This window comes from Streptomyces sp. NPDC033845, from assembly GCF_055576225.1.
Genome location: NZ_JBVIRI010000004.1, coordinates 462,028 through 476,941, shown reverse-complemented (window position 1 = coordinate 476,941; position 14,914 = coordinate 462,028). Strand labels below are relative to the sequence as shown.

Here is a 14,914-nt window from a genome sequence, read left to right as displayed (position 1 = left end):
GGCCGACAGGGCCGACGGGAGGGGTGGGGCGGGTTCGGGGGCTGCGGCGGAGGCGGGGGACGGCGGGGATCACGCCGGGTCGGGGTGCAGCTGGCCGGCCAGGGACTCCACCGCGTCGCCGACCCGGACGCCGAGCACGGCGGAGGACAGCGGCAGCACCACGAACCGCTTGTTCTTCACGGCCGGGACCTGCGCGAGGGCGGGGTCCTTCAGCAGGCGCTGCTTCTTGGCCTCGACGGGGGTGCCGCCGTAGTCGTAGATGAGGATGACCTCGGGCTTGCGCTGGATGACCTGCTCCCAGGACACCTCGCCGAAACCGTCCTTGAGGTCGGCGAACACATTGGTGCCGCCGGCCCGGGTGATGATGTCGTTGCCGATGCCCTGGCCGCCGGAGGTGGAGGCGGCGCTGTCGCCGCCGTCGTAGGCGAACACGGCGGGCCTGGGCTTGCCGGTGAGCCGCGCGGCCACCGCGTCGATGCGGCGCTGCTGGTCGGCGACGAGGGCCTCGCCGCGGCCGGGGACGCCGAAGGTGCGGGCGATCTCGGTGATCTCGGTCTTCAACTGGGCGAGTCCGACCGGGCCTTCGGTGCAGTACTCCACGTTGAGGCGGGTGTTGATGCCCGCCTTCTGCAGGCCGGGCCGGTCGCGTCCGGCGGCCTTGTCGAAGGCGCTCGCATAGCCGCCGTAGACGAAGTCCGGGTTGACGGAGAGGAGTTGCTCCTTGGAGGGGTACTCCTTGGCCAGCACCTTGATCTTGTCGTAGGCCGGGCGGTAGGCCGGCAGGATCGCGTCGTCCAGATAGGCGGTGCCCACCATCCGGTTTTGGAGGCCGAGGGCGAGGAGGATCTCGGTGGTGTGCTGGGTGAGCGTGACGGCCCGCTCGGGCGGCGCCTGGTAGGTGGTGCTCACCCCGCAGTTGACGGTGGTGTACGGGAAACCGGGCGCGGCCGCCCCGGACCCCTTGCCGCCGGAACCGCCCGGACCGCCCGCGGAACCGGAATCCGATCCGGAGCAGGCCGCCAGGGGTATCAACAGGGCGAGGGCGGCGAGGGCGCGCAGGCCTACGGCGGTGCGCGGGTGTGACAGGTCCACGTGAGGCCTCTCCGGGGGATCCGCGTCCCCTGGTCGAAGTGGGAGGTACGGGGCGGCACGGCCGTGTCTGACTCCCGGCTCCCCCGCCGAGGCGGAGTTGGCCGGTCACAGTGGCGGGACCGCACCGGAATCGCACCGGTTTCCTGATCCGCGCCGCCCTGGGGTTGACCTGCCACAGTCTGCCAGACCGCCCGGGCGGCGTAGGCTGGCGATCATGGTGGAGTGGGGGATCCGACCGGCCCGGGCGGCCGATGTCGAGGCGGTGGCCGGACTGCGGGCCGTCGCGCTGCGGGCCGATCTGGAACGGCTCGGCCGGTACGACGAGCGGCGGGTGCGCCAGCGGTTGCGGGACGGCTTCGCCCCCGAGCACACCCGGGTCATCGAGGTGGACGGGCAGTTCGCCGGCTGTGTGGCCCTGCGCCCGGCCGGGGACGTCCACTGGCTGGAGCACTTCTACCTGGCCCCGCACGCCCAGGGCGGCGGCATCGGCTCGGCCGTGCTGCGCGGACTCCTGGACCGCTGCGACCGCGAAACCCTGCGGGTCCGGTTGAACGTGCTGCGGGGCAGCGCGGCCCAACGCCTTTACGAGCGGCACGGGTTCACCCTGGACAGCAGCTGCCCGACGGATCCGGTGGATGTGTTCATGGTCCGCGAGCCGGTCCGCCCGATCATGGAATCATCGATGGATGAACGCATCCTCTGAGTCCGCGTCCACCGCCGCGCCCGCGCCCGAATGGCGCGCCGTCTTCGATATCGACGTCACCTTCTCCAACGGCGGCGGGCTCCGCTCCGAGGGCTTCCGGGTGGACGTCCCGACGGAGCGGGTGGACGCCGAGGCCGTCGCCCGGATCTTCGTGCGCCAGCTGGCCCTGACGATGGTCGGCAGCGCCGAGGTCAGCAATCTGCGGGTGATCCGGGAGCCGCACAAGAACCCGGCACCGCCCGCCCCGACCGGCGGCGGGGACGGCAGCGGGGCCGGTGCCGGCGCCCGTACCGGCGGACGGCGGATGGTCGAGCTCAGCGGTCCCGTCCGCGACGGGCTGCCCGCCCGCCCCGGGGTTCCCGCGCCCGGCACCCGGCTGAACGCCCCGGCCCACCTGCACCCCGACGGCGCCGACCTCGCCGGGCTCGGTCTGGACCGGCTGGCCGGGCTGCCCGGGGTGCTCGTACGGGTCACCGGCAGCGCCTCGCGCACGATCGACGCGGCGCTGTTCGCGCCCTTCGACCTCGCGGGCAAGGCGGTGCTCGTCGAAACCGGCTGGTCGGAGCGTTCCGGCGGCGAGAACGAGGCCCACGCCACCGGCCACCCCCACCTCACCGAGACGGCCGCCGACCTGCTGGCGGAGCGGGGCGCCGCCCTCGTCGGCATCGACTGCCCGGCCGTCGACGACACCTCCGGTCCGGCCCGCCCCGCCCTCACCGCACTGCTCGCCGCCGGGATCCCCGTCGTCGAGCAGCTCCGCCATCTGGACCGGCTGCCGGTGGACGGCTTCCACTTCACCGCCGCACCACCGCCGATCGAGGGCACGGCCGCTTCCCCGGTGCGGGCCTTCGCAACCCTCCCGGACGGTCGGCCCGCCCGGGTTCAGAAGTTGCCGTAGTTGACCTGCCAGGTGGGCAGGCCCATCCGGCGCCAGAGGGCGACGACCCGGTCACGGTCGTCCAGCGACACCCGGACCGCGAACCGGTCGCGGACATGCGCGTCGAACAGCTCGGCCTTGACGATGTCATCGGCCCGGCCGTCGCCCGAGGCCCTCATCCACAGTTCGTCGTACGGGACTTCGTGGCGGGCGAGCCACCGCTCGGTGATCGCCCGGTGGTCCTCGCTGCGCCCGGACAGCAGCACCACCGTGTCCTCCCCGGCGGCGCGGAAGGCCCGCAGGGCCTGCCGGACCGGGGGGTTGAGCAGGTCCTCGTCGCAGCGGGTGAAGTCGTACGGGCCGCGGTCCCCGCGCAGCGCCAGGGTGCCGTCGATATCGCACAGCACCGCGGCGGGCAGCGCCGGATCGGGCTCGTACGGCCGGCCGGCGGGCTTGCCGTCGGCCTTGCCGGCCAGCCATTCGGCGGTGAGCCGCCAGCCGCCCCGGGTCGCCTTGGCGTGCTTGTCGGCGAGGATCCGGATGATCTCCTCGCCGACCGCGCGGTCCCGGGCGGCGTCGCGGCGTACGCACTCCTCCACCGGCACATCGGTGAAGTCGTGCACCACGAAGGTGACGTCGAAGCCGACCAGGGCCGCCTTCAGCCGCTTGGGGATGTGCGGGGTGAGGTGGGTGTTGTCGATCACCACGTCGAAGCCGCCCTCGACGGCGGCGCGTACGGCCGCGTCCTGGATGTCGAGGACGGTCTGCTCGTGGGCGTGGCTGCGGCCCCGCTCGGGGTCCGGGACGTCGAGCATGGAACGCAGGTCGTCCAGGTTGACCCGGCGCATCCGGCCCTCGGACTCCTGCTGGAGCCGGCGGGCGGCGGTGGTCTTCCCCGATGCGGGAAGTCCGGTCATGACGTGTACGGCGGGCACGGGTCAGTTCTCCTCGTCGGTGCTGAACGGGTCGGCCGTCTCCGGCCGGATCGCGCGCCAGACCATCAGCTCGGTCGGGCGCCCGTCGAGTCGCTGGAACATCGCCGCCCGGATTCCGGGATCGACGGACAGCGTCCGGACGGCGCGGGCGAACGCACCCCGGTCGTCGGCGAGGTGCGCGACACCACGGTAGGCCTCGTCGATGGCCTGCTGACGGCCGGCCGCGGTCTCCTCCAGCCGTGCGATCACCTCGCGCACCCAGTGGTCGAACTCGTCGGGCACCTGCTCCAGCAGGGCGTCCAGCGGGCGGGCCCCGGTCTCCCGGATCGTACCGAGCTCGGCGAGGGAGCAGCCGAGGGCCCCGGCCAGCGCCTTCACGGGCGTATCGGCGAACCGCTGGATGCCGTGGTCGCGCCAGATGTCCCGTTCGGTGACCCCGGTGAGCACCTTGTGCAGCCGTACGTACTCGGCGATCTTCGCCTTGGCGCGGACGCCGGAGGCGAAGCGCAGGACGAAGCCCTCGGCGTCGGTGCCGGTGGCGGCCCCGCCGCCGGGCAGGGTGCTGGACTCGGTGAGTTTCAACAGCTCGTCGAGGGGCATGGCGGGCCAGGTGCGGACCACGGAGCCGACACCGTCCCAGTGCGCGGCGGCCTCGCCGAGCGGGAGTTCGGTGCCGTCGTTGCGGTAGGCGGCGAGGAGGACCAGGTCGCGGCGGTCGCCGTAGTCGACGACGATCCGGTTCTCCGGGTAGAGGATCTCGGCGAGGTAGGTCACCCCGGGGGTGAGCGCGGAGGTGTCCGTGCCGGGTGCGTCCAGGCGGCGCTGGGCCCAGGTGGCCTGGACGCTGGTGAAGGAGCCGCGGGAGGCGGCCCGCCAGCGGCCCGCGTAGTGGAAGACCACGGCCAGGCTGCCGTCGACCTTGTCGTACACCTCGAACGGCTCGTCCGGGAGGGCGGGCGCGTAGGGCTGCCCGGACTCGTGCTCGCCGACGTTGAAGAACTTCGGCAGCGGCAGGGCCACGATCTCGCCGGTGACGTCGTCGGCGACGAGTCCGCGGCAACGGGTGGTGACCCGGTTCCACACCCGCTCGTACTGGCAGACGCGGGTGTACGAGTAGAGGGACAGCGGCAGTTCGGGGTGGGTGCGGCGGCTGACGTGTCCGGCCTCGACGGCGGCCGCGAGCTCGGCCGCGGGTATCAGGTCGTGCAGAGTCAGGTTCACCTGGCTCATCGGTTTCCTCCTGGTGGGTGAGGCGCCATCCTCTCCCGCCGGAGGGGCCGCCGACCAGGGATTTAGCGGCGGCCCGGCCGGTGCGGCCGCCGCTACTCGCTCTGGTCCCGGTAGGTCTCCAGCAGTCGCAGCCAGACCTCGCTGACCGTCGGGAAGGAGGGGACGGCGTGCCAGAGGCGGTCGATCGGGACCTCCCCGACGACGGCGACGGTGGCGGAGTGCAGGAGTTCGGCGGCGCCGGAGCCGACGAAGGTGGCGCCGATCAGGACCTCCCGGTCCAGGTCGACGAGGATCCGGGCCTGTCCGCGGTAGCCGTCGGCGTAGAGTCCGGCGCCGGATACCTTGCCCAGGTCGTAGTCCACGGCGCGGACCCGGCGGCCGGCCCGTTCCGCCTCGGCGAGGGTGGGGCCGACGGCCGCCGCCTCCGGATCGGTGAACACCACCTGCGGGACCGCCTCGGTGTCGGCGGTGGCGGCGTACGGCCCCCAGGCCCGGCCGCCTTCCCCGTCCGGGTCCGGGCCGCCGCCGTCCGCGCGGGCGGCGATGGCCGCGCCCGCGATCCGTGCCTGGTACTTGCCCTGATGGGTCAGCAGCACCCGGCGGTTGACGTCCCCGACCGCGTACAGCCAGTCGTGGGCGGTGGACCGCAGACTGTCGTCGACCTCGATCCAGTCGCCCGGGGTCAGCCCGACCGTGTCCAGTCCGATGTCCTCGGTGCGCGGCGCCCGCCCGGTCGCCACCAGCAGCTCGTCCCCCTCCAGGGTCTCCCCGCCGGCCAGCACCACGGTCACCGGTCCGGTGGACCCGTCCCGTACGACGGCCTCGACCTCCACGCCCGTGCGCACCACGGCCCCGGCCTCCCGCAGCGCCTCCGCGACCAGGTCCCCGGCGAACGGCTCCATCCGCGGCAGCAGCCGCTCACCGCGCACCAGCACGGTCACCTGCGAGCCGAGGGCCTGCCAGGCGGTGGCCATCTCGGCGGCCACCACGGACCCGCCGACGACCAGCAGCCGGCCGGGCACCGCGCGGGCCGAGGTCGCCTCCCGGCTGGTCCAGGGGCGGGCCCCGGCGATCCCGGGGAGCTCGGGGACCACGGCCCGGGTGCCGGTGGCGACGACCACCGCGTGCCGGGCGGCCAGTACGTGGTGCTCCCCCTCGGGCGAGGTGACGGCGACCTTGCGGATCCCGTAGAGCCGACCGTGGCCGCGGTAGACGTGCGCCCCGACGGACTCCAGCCACTCCACCTGCCCGGCGTCGCTCCAGTCCCCGGTCCAGTAGTCCCGGTGCGCGAACACCGCCTCGGCGTCCAGCGGCCCGCGCACGGCGTCGGCCAGCCCGGGCACCTTCCGCGCGTCGGCCCGCGCGAGCGCGGGCCGCAGCAGCGCCTTGCTGGGCACACAGGCCCAGTAGGAGCACTCCCCGCCGATCAGCTCGCCCTCGACCACGGCGGCGGTCAGCCCGGCGGCCCGCACCCGGTCGACGACGTTCTCCCCGGCCGGCCCCGCCCCGAGCACCACGACGTCGTACTCCACCGCTTCCGACATGCGCACACCTTCCCGAGCTTCCACAGGCCCGCCGGGCCCTGTGCGGAATCCCGGTCAGGGGCTCATACGTACACGGTGCACCATACGCCGAAGGGCCCTTCCCGGATCACATCCCGGAAGGGCCCCTCGACGAGCCGGTCATTCCCTCACATGCGCGCGGCCGTCAATCCGGTCACGGCCTGCCCAACAGGTCGGAAACGGTCTCGTGCACCTCGGTGGCGATATCGGTGAGCTGCCTGCGCTCGTCCTCGTCCCGAGTAGCCCGCTCCATCTGCCATTCGATGAACATGGGCGCGAACCAGATGAGCTCCACCAGCCGGGATTCCACCGTCTCGCCGAGCGGCGGGATCTGCTTCAGCAGCTCCACGTACGCCTCTCCGGCCTCAGGGTCGAAGTCACCGGACCGGAGCTTCCCGAGGAAGCCGGAATCCACGTCCCAGGCTTCGTCCAGTTGTTCCAGGAGTTCACTCATCATCATGTCGCTTTCGCAGGTGACTTTCCGGGCCAGTGCCCGACGATTGCCTCAGCCGGGATGTGCTGCCAGATCAGGACTTCACTGTCCTTCCTGGCATAGGCCCGGTGCCTCGGGCTGGTGATACCGCCGCCGTCGGAAATGTCCGCATAGCCGAGGGGAACGAGGTTGAGATCGATCGCCACCACCCCGAGCGCGTTCCGGACATTGTACTTGTCGAACGCGATGTCGGGATCCCAGCTCGCGGAGATCCAGGGGGTGGCCTTCTTGCCCGCCACGTGCGACAGATACGACACGCCTTCGTTGTCGGGATCCCTCGCGTTCAACCCCTGCGCCGGATCGTCGCCGTACTCCAGCGCACGATAGACGATGTTGCGTTCGGGGTCGGGGCCGTCAGGACGCTTGCCACAGTTGTGGACGAGGACCGGGGCGACACCCGCCAGCACGTAGTACGTGTGCTTGTCGGAGACGGTCAGGTTGAAGACCGGCGCGTCCGCGGCGGTCCACCTGGCCACGGCCTTGATCTGGACCAGGACGCCCGCGCTCGTACGGAGCATCTGCCCCGGCGTGAGGTCCTTCGCGTTCACCCACTTGCGGAGTTCCGGCACCCAGAAGGGGTGTCCGTCCGTCGCCGTGATGTCCGAGGTCGCCGAGCCGGCCTTTCCGCCCTTGCCCGCGTCCACGGTGATCGTGACGAGGTTCTTGAGGCCCTTGCCCTTGATCTCGGCGGTCACGGTCTCCGTGCGGGTCGCGCCGGACTCCTCGTCCGTCGCGACGACCTGGTCGCCGACCCGCACGTCCTCGATGGACTTGGCAGAGCCGTCGGCCATCAGGACCTTCGTACCGGGTACGAAGCTGTTGCACCGGTCCGGCTTGCCCGCGCCACCGGATCCACTGGATCCGCTGTTGCCGCGCGAGCTGGCACCGGACTTTCCACCGGTCCCCGCGTTGGACGCCTTCGGCTTACCGCCGGCTACGGAACGTACCGAGGACGCCTTCGGGTTGGCTTTGGCCTGCGCCTGCTTGTGGTTGCTGTTTCCGGTCTTCTTCGTCCTGGCGAGGGCGGCCTGGCTCGTTCTCTTCTTGGCCTCCTCGTCGGCCTTCTTCTTGGCCAGTTGGGCGGCCTTCTTCTTGGCGTCCTCAATGGCCTTCTTCTTCATCTCCAAGGCGCGTTTCTCAGCCGCCTTGGCGATGGACAACACTCTCTCGGCCGCCTTCTTGGCGGACTTCCAGGCCTCGATCGCCTTGAACGTCTTGCGGACTCCGTCGAGGACCTTGCCCAGCTTGTAGATCTTCTTGAGCGGGATCAGGTCGGAGAAGACATCCAGACAGGCCCACAGGTCCCTGCCGAAGCACCGCATGGCCGCGCCGAGACCCGTGAACTCGGAGAGGATTCCCCACGCCGCACCGAGGATCACATCGGTGAGGCTCTTGTTCATGTCGGACTGCGCTTGCGCGACGTCGGCCGCGCTCAGTCCGACACCCGCGAGTGCCGCGGCGAGCTCCGACGGGGTCAGTGACACCGACAGGCCCGAAGGGTCCGACAGGGTGACGGGGTTGTTGTGCGCGTAGGTGTACCCGTTGACCGCCATCTGGTCGGTCACGTCCAGGACCGGGTCCGCGGAGAGGAACCGTCCCACCGTGGGGTCGTACATCCGGGCGCCGAGGATCTCGTACCCGGAGGCCTCGTCCTGGGGCGAGCCGAGGTAGCCCTTGGCGGTCTGGATGTTCCCGCCGCCGGTGTCGGCCCCGCGCTCGTTGCCGAACGGATCCTGCTTGCGGATCCGGACCTGCATACCGCCGTTGAGGACGACCTCCGCGTGCGGGCTGCCCTGATGGTCGCCCGTGAGGGCCACCATCTGCTCCGCACCGTTGCCGTAGCTGTAGCGCATGACCGCGCCACCGGGAACGGTGTAGGTGCGCTGGGTGTTGACCAGGACGCCGCCCTTTTGCAGGGTGACCTGGGTTTCGCCCAGATACAGGGTGGCCTGCTTGCCCTGGATCGTCAGCAGACGGCCGTTGGGGCCGTAGATGTGGCGGGTGTCGTTCTGCGGCTCCCACAGCTGCGCGGCCGAGGAGGCCGAGCAGGTCGCGAGGACCAGCGCGGTGGAATCGGTGGTCGCACCACCGCTCGTTGCCAGACACAGGCTCGATGCCACGTGCGTCAGCTGGCCGGCGGAGTTCCGCTTGAGCTGCTGGGCCGCGGAGCCGTCGCACTTCTGGACCTGGAACGCGGAGCCGGCGGTGTTGCCGGTCGGCTGTACGCACCAGGTGTCGAACACGGACAGGGTGCCGAGGTTGGCGTCCGGCTGCTTGGGGACCGGGGTGAACTTCCAGCGCTGGGGGCCGGTGCCGTTGCATCCGTAGAGCTGGACCGGCTGGTTCGCCACGGCCTGGCCCTGACGCAGGTCGATGCACTTCTGTGCCGGACCGACGTACTGTGTCTTGCCGTTCTGTCCGGACCCGGTGATGCGCTCGATCTGGCCGTCGAAGGTCCAGGTGAGCGCCTGCTTGTCGCCGTTCTCGGTGGAGGTGACGGACTTGGTCTCGCCGGTCAGCTCGTAGAGGCGCTCGGCCTCCGTGGTGACCTGCGCGCCGGCCGGGGTCGTGTACTTCTTGGTGACCTTGGTCAGCGTGTGCGGCTGGGCCTTGTCGGCGCCCTTGCCGTACGCGTACTCGGTGGTGGTGTCCTTGGCGGTGTCGCCCGCCAGGTTGCGCTCGGTCAGCTTGGTGCGGTTGCCGAGCAGGTCGTACTCGTACTCCTGCCAGTAGCCGGCCTTGTCCTTGCCCTCCGCGACGGTGGGCTTGCCGTCCGGGCCCTTCGGGCCGGCCAGGCAGGACGCCTGGTCACCCGAGGTCCAGGCGGACTTCAGCTGGCCGAGCGGGTCGTAGGTGAAGCACTGGCGCTCCTCGATGCCGAGCGAACGCTCGCGGATCGAGGTGACGTTGCCCGCGCCGTCGTACCAGTACGAGCGGTGCGAGACCAGGTTCCCGCTGACGACGGAGGTGTCACCGGTCTGCTCACGGAAGACCTGCTGGTCGGTGAGCTCACCGCTGGCCTCGTCGTAGGAGGACTGGGACCAGACCCGGTAGGGCTGGGCTCCGAGGGTGGAGCGGAGGATCTGGCCGTGCGGCGAGTAGACGGTCTCCGCGCCGTACCAGTCCTTGCCGGAGATGGATTCGGCCTGGCCGTCCTCGTTGTAGCGGATGACCATGCGCTCGGCGGCCATCTTCGCCACGGCGGGCATGGTCGCCTCGTCCAGGAGGCCGGTGTCCGTGTACTTGTACTCGTAGGTGTAGGACGGCTGCAGACCCCAGGTGTCCGCCATGGACTGGGGCAGGGTCAGAGTCGTGGACGTCGGCTGGTAGTCGTCGGTGTAACCGTTGACCTTCTGGGTGTACGCCAGTCCGTCGGTGTAGCGGGTCGCCGAGGCCGGCATGCCCTTGGCGCCGGGGACGGTGTCGTAAGCGAAGTCGGCGAGCAGTGTGCCGGTGGGACCGTCCTGGCGGAGTTGCTTGGGCCGCGACAGCTCGTCGTAGCCGGTCCAGGTGGTGATGCCGCGGGCGTTGGTGCTCGTGACCCGCCGGTCGAGCCGGTCGTAGGTGGCGCTTCCCGTGCCCGCGTCGGGGTCGGTGGACGCCACCATGCGGCCGCGCATGTCGAACGTCCACGTCCACGGGTGGGTCGGGTCCTCCGAGTGGAAGGCCTTCACCATGTCACCGCGCGCGTCGTATTCGTAGCGCATCGAGGTGTACGACTGACGGCCCGCGTCGGTGAACGTGTCGACCCGTGTGGAGCGGCCGAGCGCGTCGGAGTAGATCCGGTAGGACGGGGAACCGGCAGGGTTGATCACCGTGGAGTGATCGGTGCCGTACTCGTAGCGGGTGGCCCGCAGGGGCTTGTCCACGCCCTTCAGGACGGGCATCTCCTGGAGGACACGGCCCGCGCTGTCGTACGTGTACCGGGTGACGTTCGGAATGGCCGTGTCGGCGAGCGGGGTGAACAGCTCGCCCCGGGGCCGGCCTTCGGTGTAGTAGGCGTTGTTGGTCTGCCAGATCTCGCCGGAGCTGTTGTACAGCGTGTCGGTGATCAGCCGGCCGCCGCCCGGCGCCTGTTCCTGGGACTGCCTTTCCCGGCCGAGGCCGTCGTACAGGGTGACGTCTGTGTCGATCTTGTTCTGGTGGCCACGGGTGTACGTGGTGACGTAGGGGGGCTTGCCCTCCTGCAGGGCGTATTCCGCACGGAAGTCGGGCACCGCGCCGCCACCCGGGGCCCGTCCCGCGGACCAGGCCTCGGCCAGCCGGCCGAGCGGGTCGAAGGTGGCCAGGCTGACCCGGCCGTTGGTGTCGGTGGTGCGCAGGGCGACGCCGCGACCCGGTTCGACCTCCTGCGTCTCCTCGTGTCCGAGCGGGTTCTTCTCGATGACCTTGAAGGCCTGGCCGGTGGCCGGCTGGAAGGTGATCGTGGAAGCACGCTGTTCGGGATCGGTGGTCCGGATCACGCGGCCGATGGCGTCGAAGGAGGCGGTGCTCGTCGACTCGAAACCGGTGCCGTCGGCCTTCAGCGTCCAGTGCTCGGTCGCCTGGGCACGGGTGTCGGCGCCCAGGTCGACGCCCCAGGCCTTGCCGTCGTAGGCGGACCGCTGGCTGGAGGTGAGCGTCTTGAGGTTGGCGAAGTGAGCCGCCTGGCACGACGTCGGGCTGGTGGAAACCTGCTTGGTCAGACCGATGATGTTGCGCTGGACCTGGTGCTGGTACTCGGACCGGGTGCACGCCTCGTCGCCGGTCCTGCCGGTGTCGCCGAGGACGTCGACCTGGGTGGGGAGGCCGTAGACCGGGTCGTAGGCGGTGCGGGTCTCGACCACGCGTTCGGTGCGCTTGTCGTCGCCGGTGCCGGAGGACTTGGTGTACGCGCGCTCGACCGGCTCCTGGACGCGCCAGGCCTTGAGGTCGGTGAGGCCGTCGCCGCGGACCCGCTTGGCGAGTTCGACGGCTTCCAGGGTGGTGGTGCTGCGGGAGACCCAGTCGGCCGGGGCGGCGTCGGGGTCGGTGTACGTGAGCTGTTCGGCGACCCGGCCGGCGAAGGGCTCGCGGTCCTTGCCGATCTCGGTGCCGGTGACGTCCTTGACGGAGACGTCGTCGCCGAGACCGCGGTAGTAGCGGGTGACGGCCTTGGTGCGCTTGCTGCCGGTGAGGGGGTTCTCCTGGCCGGCCTCCTCCGAGCCCTTCACCCCGGTGGTGACCGTGGTCGTCTCGAAGCCGGCGAACTGGGAGTAGGTGCGGGTGGCCGGCTTGGTGAACTCGGACTGCGCGAGCTTCCAGCCGGGGTTCGTGTACTCGTAGCCCGTCGCGTTGGCGTAGGCGCCGTCGACGTTGGGGAGTTCCTCGATCTTCTCGACCACGTACTTGTGGAACCAGGAGATCGTGTCCTCCTTCTCCGGGTCCGGGTGCCAGAAGGTCGGGTAGCACAGGCGCGCGTTGTTCTTCAGCGCTTCCTTGTCGGCCGCCGTGGGCAGGCCGGTGCCGGTGGCGCACTCGTCCTTCGGGGCGCGGTAGGTGACCACCGTCTCGCCGCCGTGCTCGTTGATGACGCGGCCGATGCGCAGACGGGAGAAGCCCGGGGTGAAGTCCTGCTCCCCCTGCCGCACGCGGTTCGGCATGTCGTCGACGTTGTGCTCGAAGCGGACCGCCGGGAGGGTCACCTTGGCGTCGGTGGTGCCCTTGCGGTCGTAGCCGGTGCGGGTGATGGACTCCAGCCAGAGGGCGGTGTTCGCGCCGGTCTTCAGCACCGGGAACGACTGCTTGAGCTGGTACTCGTCCACGACCTGGCGGGCGCTGGTGGTCTCCAGGCGCTGGGCGGAGGTGACGATGGAGTCGAGGCGCTTGCGGGAGAAGAAGGACGGGCCGGCGTTCCAGCACTTGACCTTCGGGACGGCGGGGCCGCAGCGCAGGTCGGCCGGGGTGTCGTACCAGATGCGGAACTTGCCCGGGTCCTTCGCCTCGAAGTTGGCGTCGGTGCAGGTGACCGTGCCCTCGTCGAAGCAGCGTTCGGCGGTCTTGAACTGGATCCGGCCGATGGCCTCGGCGGAGAACAGGGTGTCCTTGCGCTGGCCGTAGTCGATGCGGGTCAGGTAGCCGCCGCGGTCGTAGACGACCGGCGCCTTGAAGTCGAAGTTCTTCGCGTAGTGGTTGGTCTCCTTCTGCCACCACAGGGACATGGCGTTGCCGTTGACGTCCTCGACGTAGTCGAGGTTCCAGCGCCAGCCCTGGACACAGCCGGAGTTCTTCCAGTCGCCCGCCTTGTAGCAGGGCTCACCGGGGTGGTTGCCGTAGACGGGGACGTTCAGGACCGAGTTGGTGGTGGGGTCGTCGTCCAGGACGCTGGAGGTGCCCTTGTCCGACCAGTTCGGGAGCTTGTTCAGACCGAAGTGGTAGCGGGTGCCGTCCTTGGTGGTGACCACCCAGTACTCGCCGTCGGCGTCGCCGTTCTTCAGGTCCGTGTTCTTCAGCAGTTCGACGCGCGAGTTGTCGCCGTTGCCGGTGGTCCAGGTGCCCTTGTCCGCGTCCCACACCAGTTCGGTGGTGGAGCCGCCGAGGGAGAGGGTGGCGTTCTGCGAACCCCAGCACAGGTCGGCGGTCTTGTGGGTCTTGTTGTTGGAGCCGGCCTTCTGGGAGTCCTGGCGGCAGCTGGTGTACGTGCGGGTGATGGAGCCCGCGTTGTAGTCCCAGCCGTCGCCGATCCAGGAGGCCTGGTTGTTGGAGGCGGAGGTGCGGCCGTCGGCGGACTGCGAGGAGTAGCCGAGGCCGACCTTGGGGGTCAGACCGCCGGGGGCCTCGGGGACCTGCACCTGGTACGAGTAGGTGAAGGCGCCGTTGGAGGATCCCGCGGCCCAGGAGCCGGAGGACAGCAGCGGGGTGGCGGTGAAGTCGCCGGAGGAGGAGGCGCCGGTGTCCATGGCGCCGACGACCTGGCCGGTGCCGGTCTCGGGGCCGGCGGTCAGCGCGGCGGTGCGGCCCTCGGCGACACCGTCCGCGGTGTCGACGGGGTCCCCGCCGGTACTCCGGGGCTCGTCGCCCTCCGCACCGCCCTCGGCCTCGCCGACGGGCCTGCGCGAGACCTGGTCGCCGAAGAGGGAGGCGACCGGGACGGAACCGGTCAGGACGCGGCCGGTGGCGGAGTCCTTGGCGGAGGCCCCGCGGGCCTTCTTCGAGGCGGCGTTCGGGATGGCCTTGACCTCGCTGGCCAGCCGCTCGAACTGCGGGCCGCCGGTCGGCTCCTCGCCCAGCATCGGGGTGGTGCCGCCCCCGTCGGCGGGAGCGCACTCACCGCTGTCGGGGGAGGTCAGTACGCACTCGGGGAGCAGGGTGAGGCCGAACCGGTCGGCGGCCTGCGGGCCGTAGAGGTCGGCGAACGGCTTGGTGTCCACCGACATGGCGACGGAGGCGGCCGGGTCGGCGGTGGCGGGCGGGGTGACGCGCATGATCAGACCCGCGACGCCGACCTCCTGGGAGGTCTCCGGCGAGGCCACCGAGACCTGCCACTGGCCGTCCAGCGCGGCCGGGTCGGTGCCCGCGGGCACGCCCAGCGACACGGGCAGGTCGGCGACCTTGACGGACTGGCCGGGGGCCACGTCGGTCAGGTCGACGGTGCCGACGTCCTGCTGCCAGGGCGTCACGTTCGTCGGGGTGTAGGGGACGACCGGCACCTTGTCGGCCGTGGTCAGGTCCTTCTCCGCGTTCTTGTTCGCCTCGACCGGATCCTGCTCGGGCAGGTCGGGCAGCTTCAGCTCGCGCGTGAGGCTGTCACCCGGAATCGCGTAGGACTGCGCGGTGAGCGTGGTCACGGTCAGCACCGTGGACAACGCGAGGACGACGCCGGTGCGGCTCAGCCGCCGGCGTCGTCGTATGGACTCCGTCATGGCTGGGCGTCCACGGCCCCGCCATGACAGTGGACTTGCGGCACGCATGCGCGGCTACCCCCACCAGGACTTCAAACGGAATGTTAAAGAGCACGGGTTTGCCCACGGCTATGGGGCCGCGAGCGCGCGCGGTCGCTCCGGC

Annotated in this window: 8 protein-coding genes and 1 riboswitch; of the genes, 2 read left to right on the top strand and 6 right to left on the bottom strand. The window is 70.8% G+C overall.

What is annotated here, in order from left to right; all coding sequences use genetic code 11:
• Window positions 1–69: 69 nt before the first annotated feature.
• Entirely contained in the window at window positions 70–1,086 is a 1,017-nt protein-coding gene (locus ACZ50K_RS11825; protein WP_468901195.1) for an ABC transporter substrate-binding protein, read from the bottom strand.
• A 69-nt stretch (window positions 1,087–1,155) separates the two neighbouring features.
• Window positions 1,156–1,236, bottom strand: a riboswitch (cobalamin riboswitch).
• Between the two features lie 70 nt (window positions 1,237–1,306).
• Here ACZ50K_RS11825 and ACZ50K_RS11820 point away from each other — a divergent pair.
• The gene (locus ACZ50K_RS11820; protein ID WP_468900892.1) at window positions 1,307–1,795 is read left to right on the top strand and encodes a GNAT family N-acetyltransferase; all 489 of its coding nucleotides are present in this window, start codon (window positions 1,307–1,309) and stop codon (window positions 1,793–1,795) included.
• Window positions 1,779–2,693 (top strand): cyclase family protein, encoded by a 915-nt coding sequence (locus ACZ50K_RS11815; protein ID WP_468900890.1) that lies wholly within the window; start codon window positions 1,779–1,781, stop codon window positions 2,691–2,693. The genes ACZ50K_RS11820 and ACZ50K_RS11815 overlap by 17 nt, the downstream gene beginning before the upstream one ends.
• On the opposite strand, the gene ACZ50K_RS11810 is transcribed toward ACZ50K_RS11815, so the two are convergent.
• The 5 genes from ACZ50K_RS11810 to ACZ50K_RS11790 all read right to left on the bottom strand — a co-directional run bounded on the left by ACZ50K_RS11810 (window position 2,678) and on the right by ACZ50K_RS11790 (window position 14,772).
• A complete protein-coding gene (locus ACZ50K_RS11810; protein ID WP_468900887.1) occupies window positions 2,678–3,607 on the bottom strand; it encodes a phosphatase domain-containing protein in 930 nt (309 codons plus the stop codon). The genes ACZ50K_RS11815 and ACZ50K_RS11810 overlap by 16 nt on opposite strands.
• A gap of 3 nt (window positions 3,608–3,610) precedes the next feature.
• A complete protein-coding gene (locus ACZ50K_RS11805) occupies window positions 3,611–4,837 on the bottom strand; it encodes an RNA ligase (protein WP_468900884.1) in 1,227 nt (408 codons plus the stop codon).
• A 92-nt stretch (window positions 4,838–4,929) separates the two neighbouring features.
• The gene (locus tag ACZ50K_RS11800) at window positions 4,930–6,381 is read right to left on the bottom strand and encodes a dihydrolipoyl dehydrogenase family protein (RefSeq protein WP_468900883.1); all 1,452 of its coding nucleotides are present in this window, start codon (window positions 6,379–6,381) and stop codon (window positions 4,930–4,932) included.
• Between the two features lie 172 nt (window positions 6,382–6,553).
• Complete coding sequence (locus ACZ50K_RS11795; RefSeq protein WP_468900880.1) at window positions 6,554–6,859, bottom strand: hypothetical protein; 306 nt, start codon at window positions 6,857–6,859, stop codon at window positions 6,554–6,556.
• On the bottom strand, window positions 6,856–14,772 hold the full coding sequence (locus ACZ50K_RS11790) for a ricin-type beta-trefoil lectin domain protein (RefSeq protein WP_468900878.1): 7,917 nt from the start codon (window positions 14,770–14,772) through the stop codon (window positions 6,856–6,858). The genes ACZ50K_RS11795 and ACZ50K_RS11790 overlap by 4 nt, the downstream gene beginning before the upstream one ends.
• Window positions 14,773–14,914: the final 142 nt, after the last annotated feature.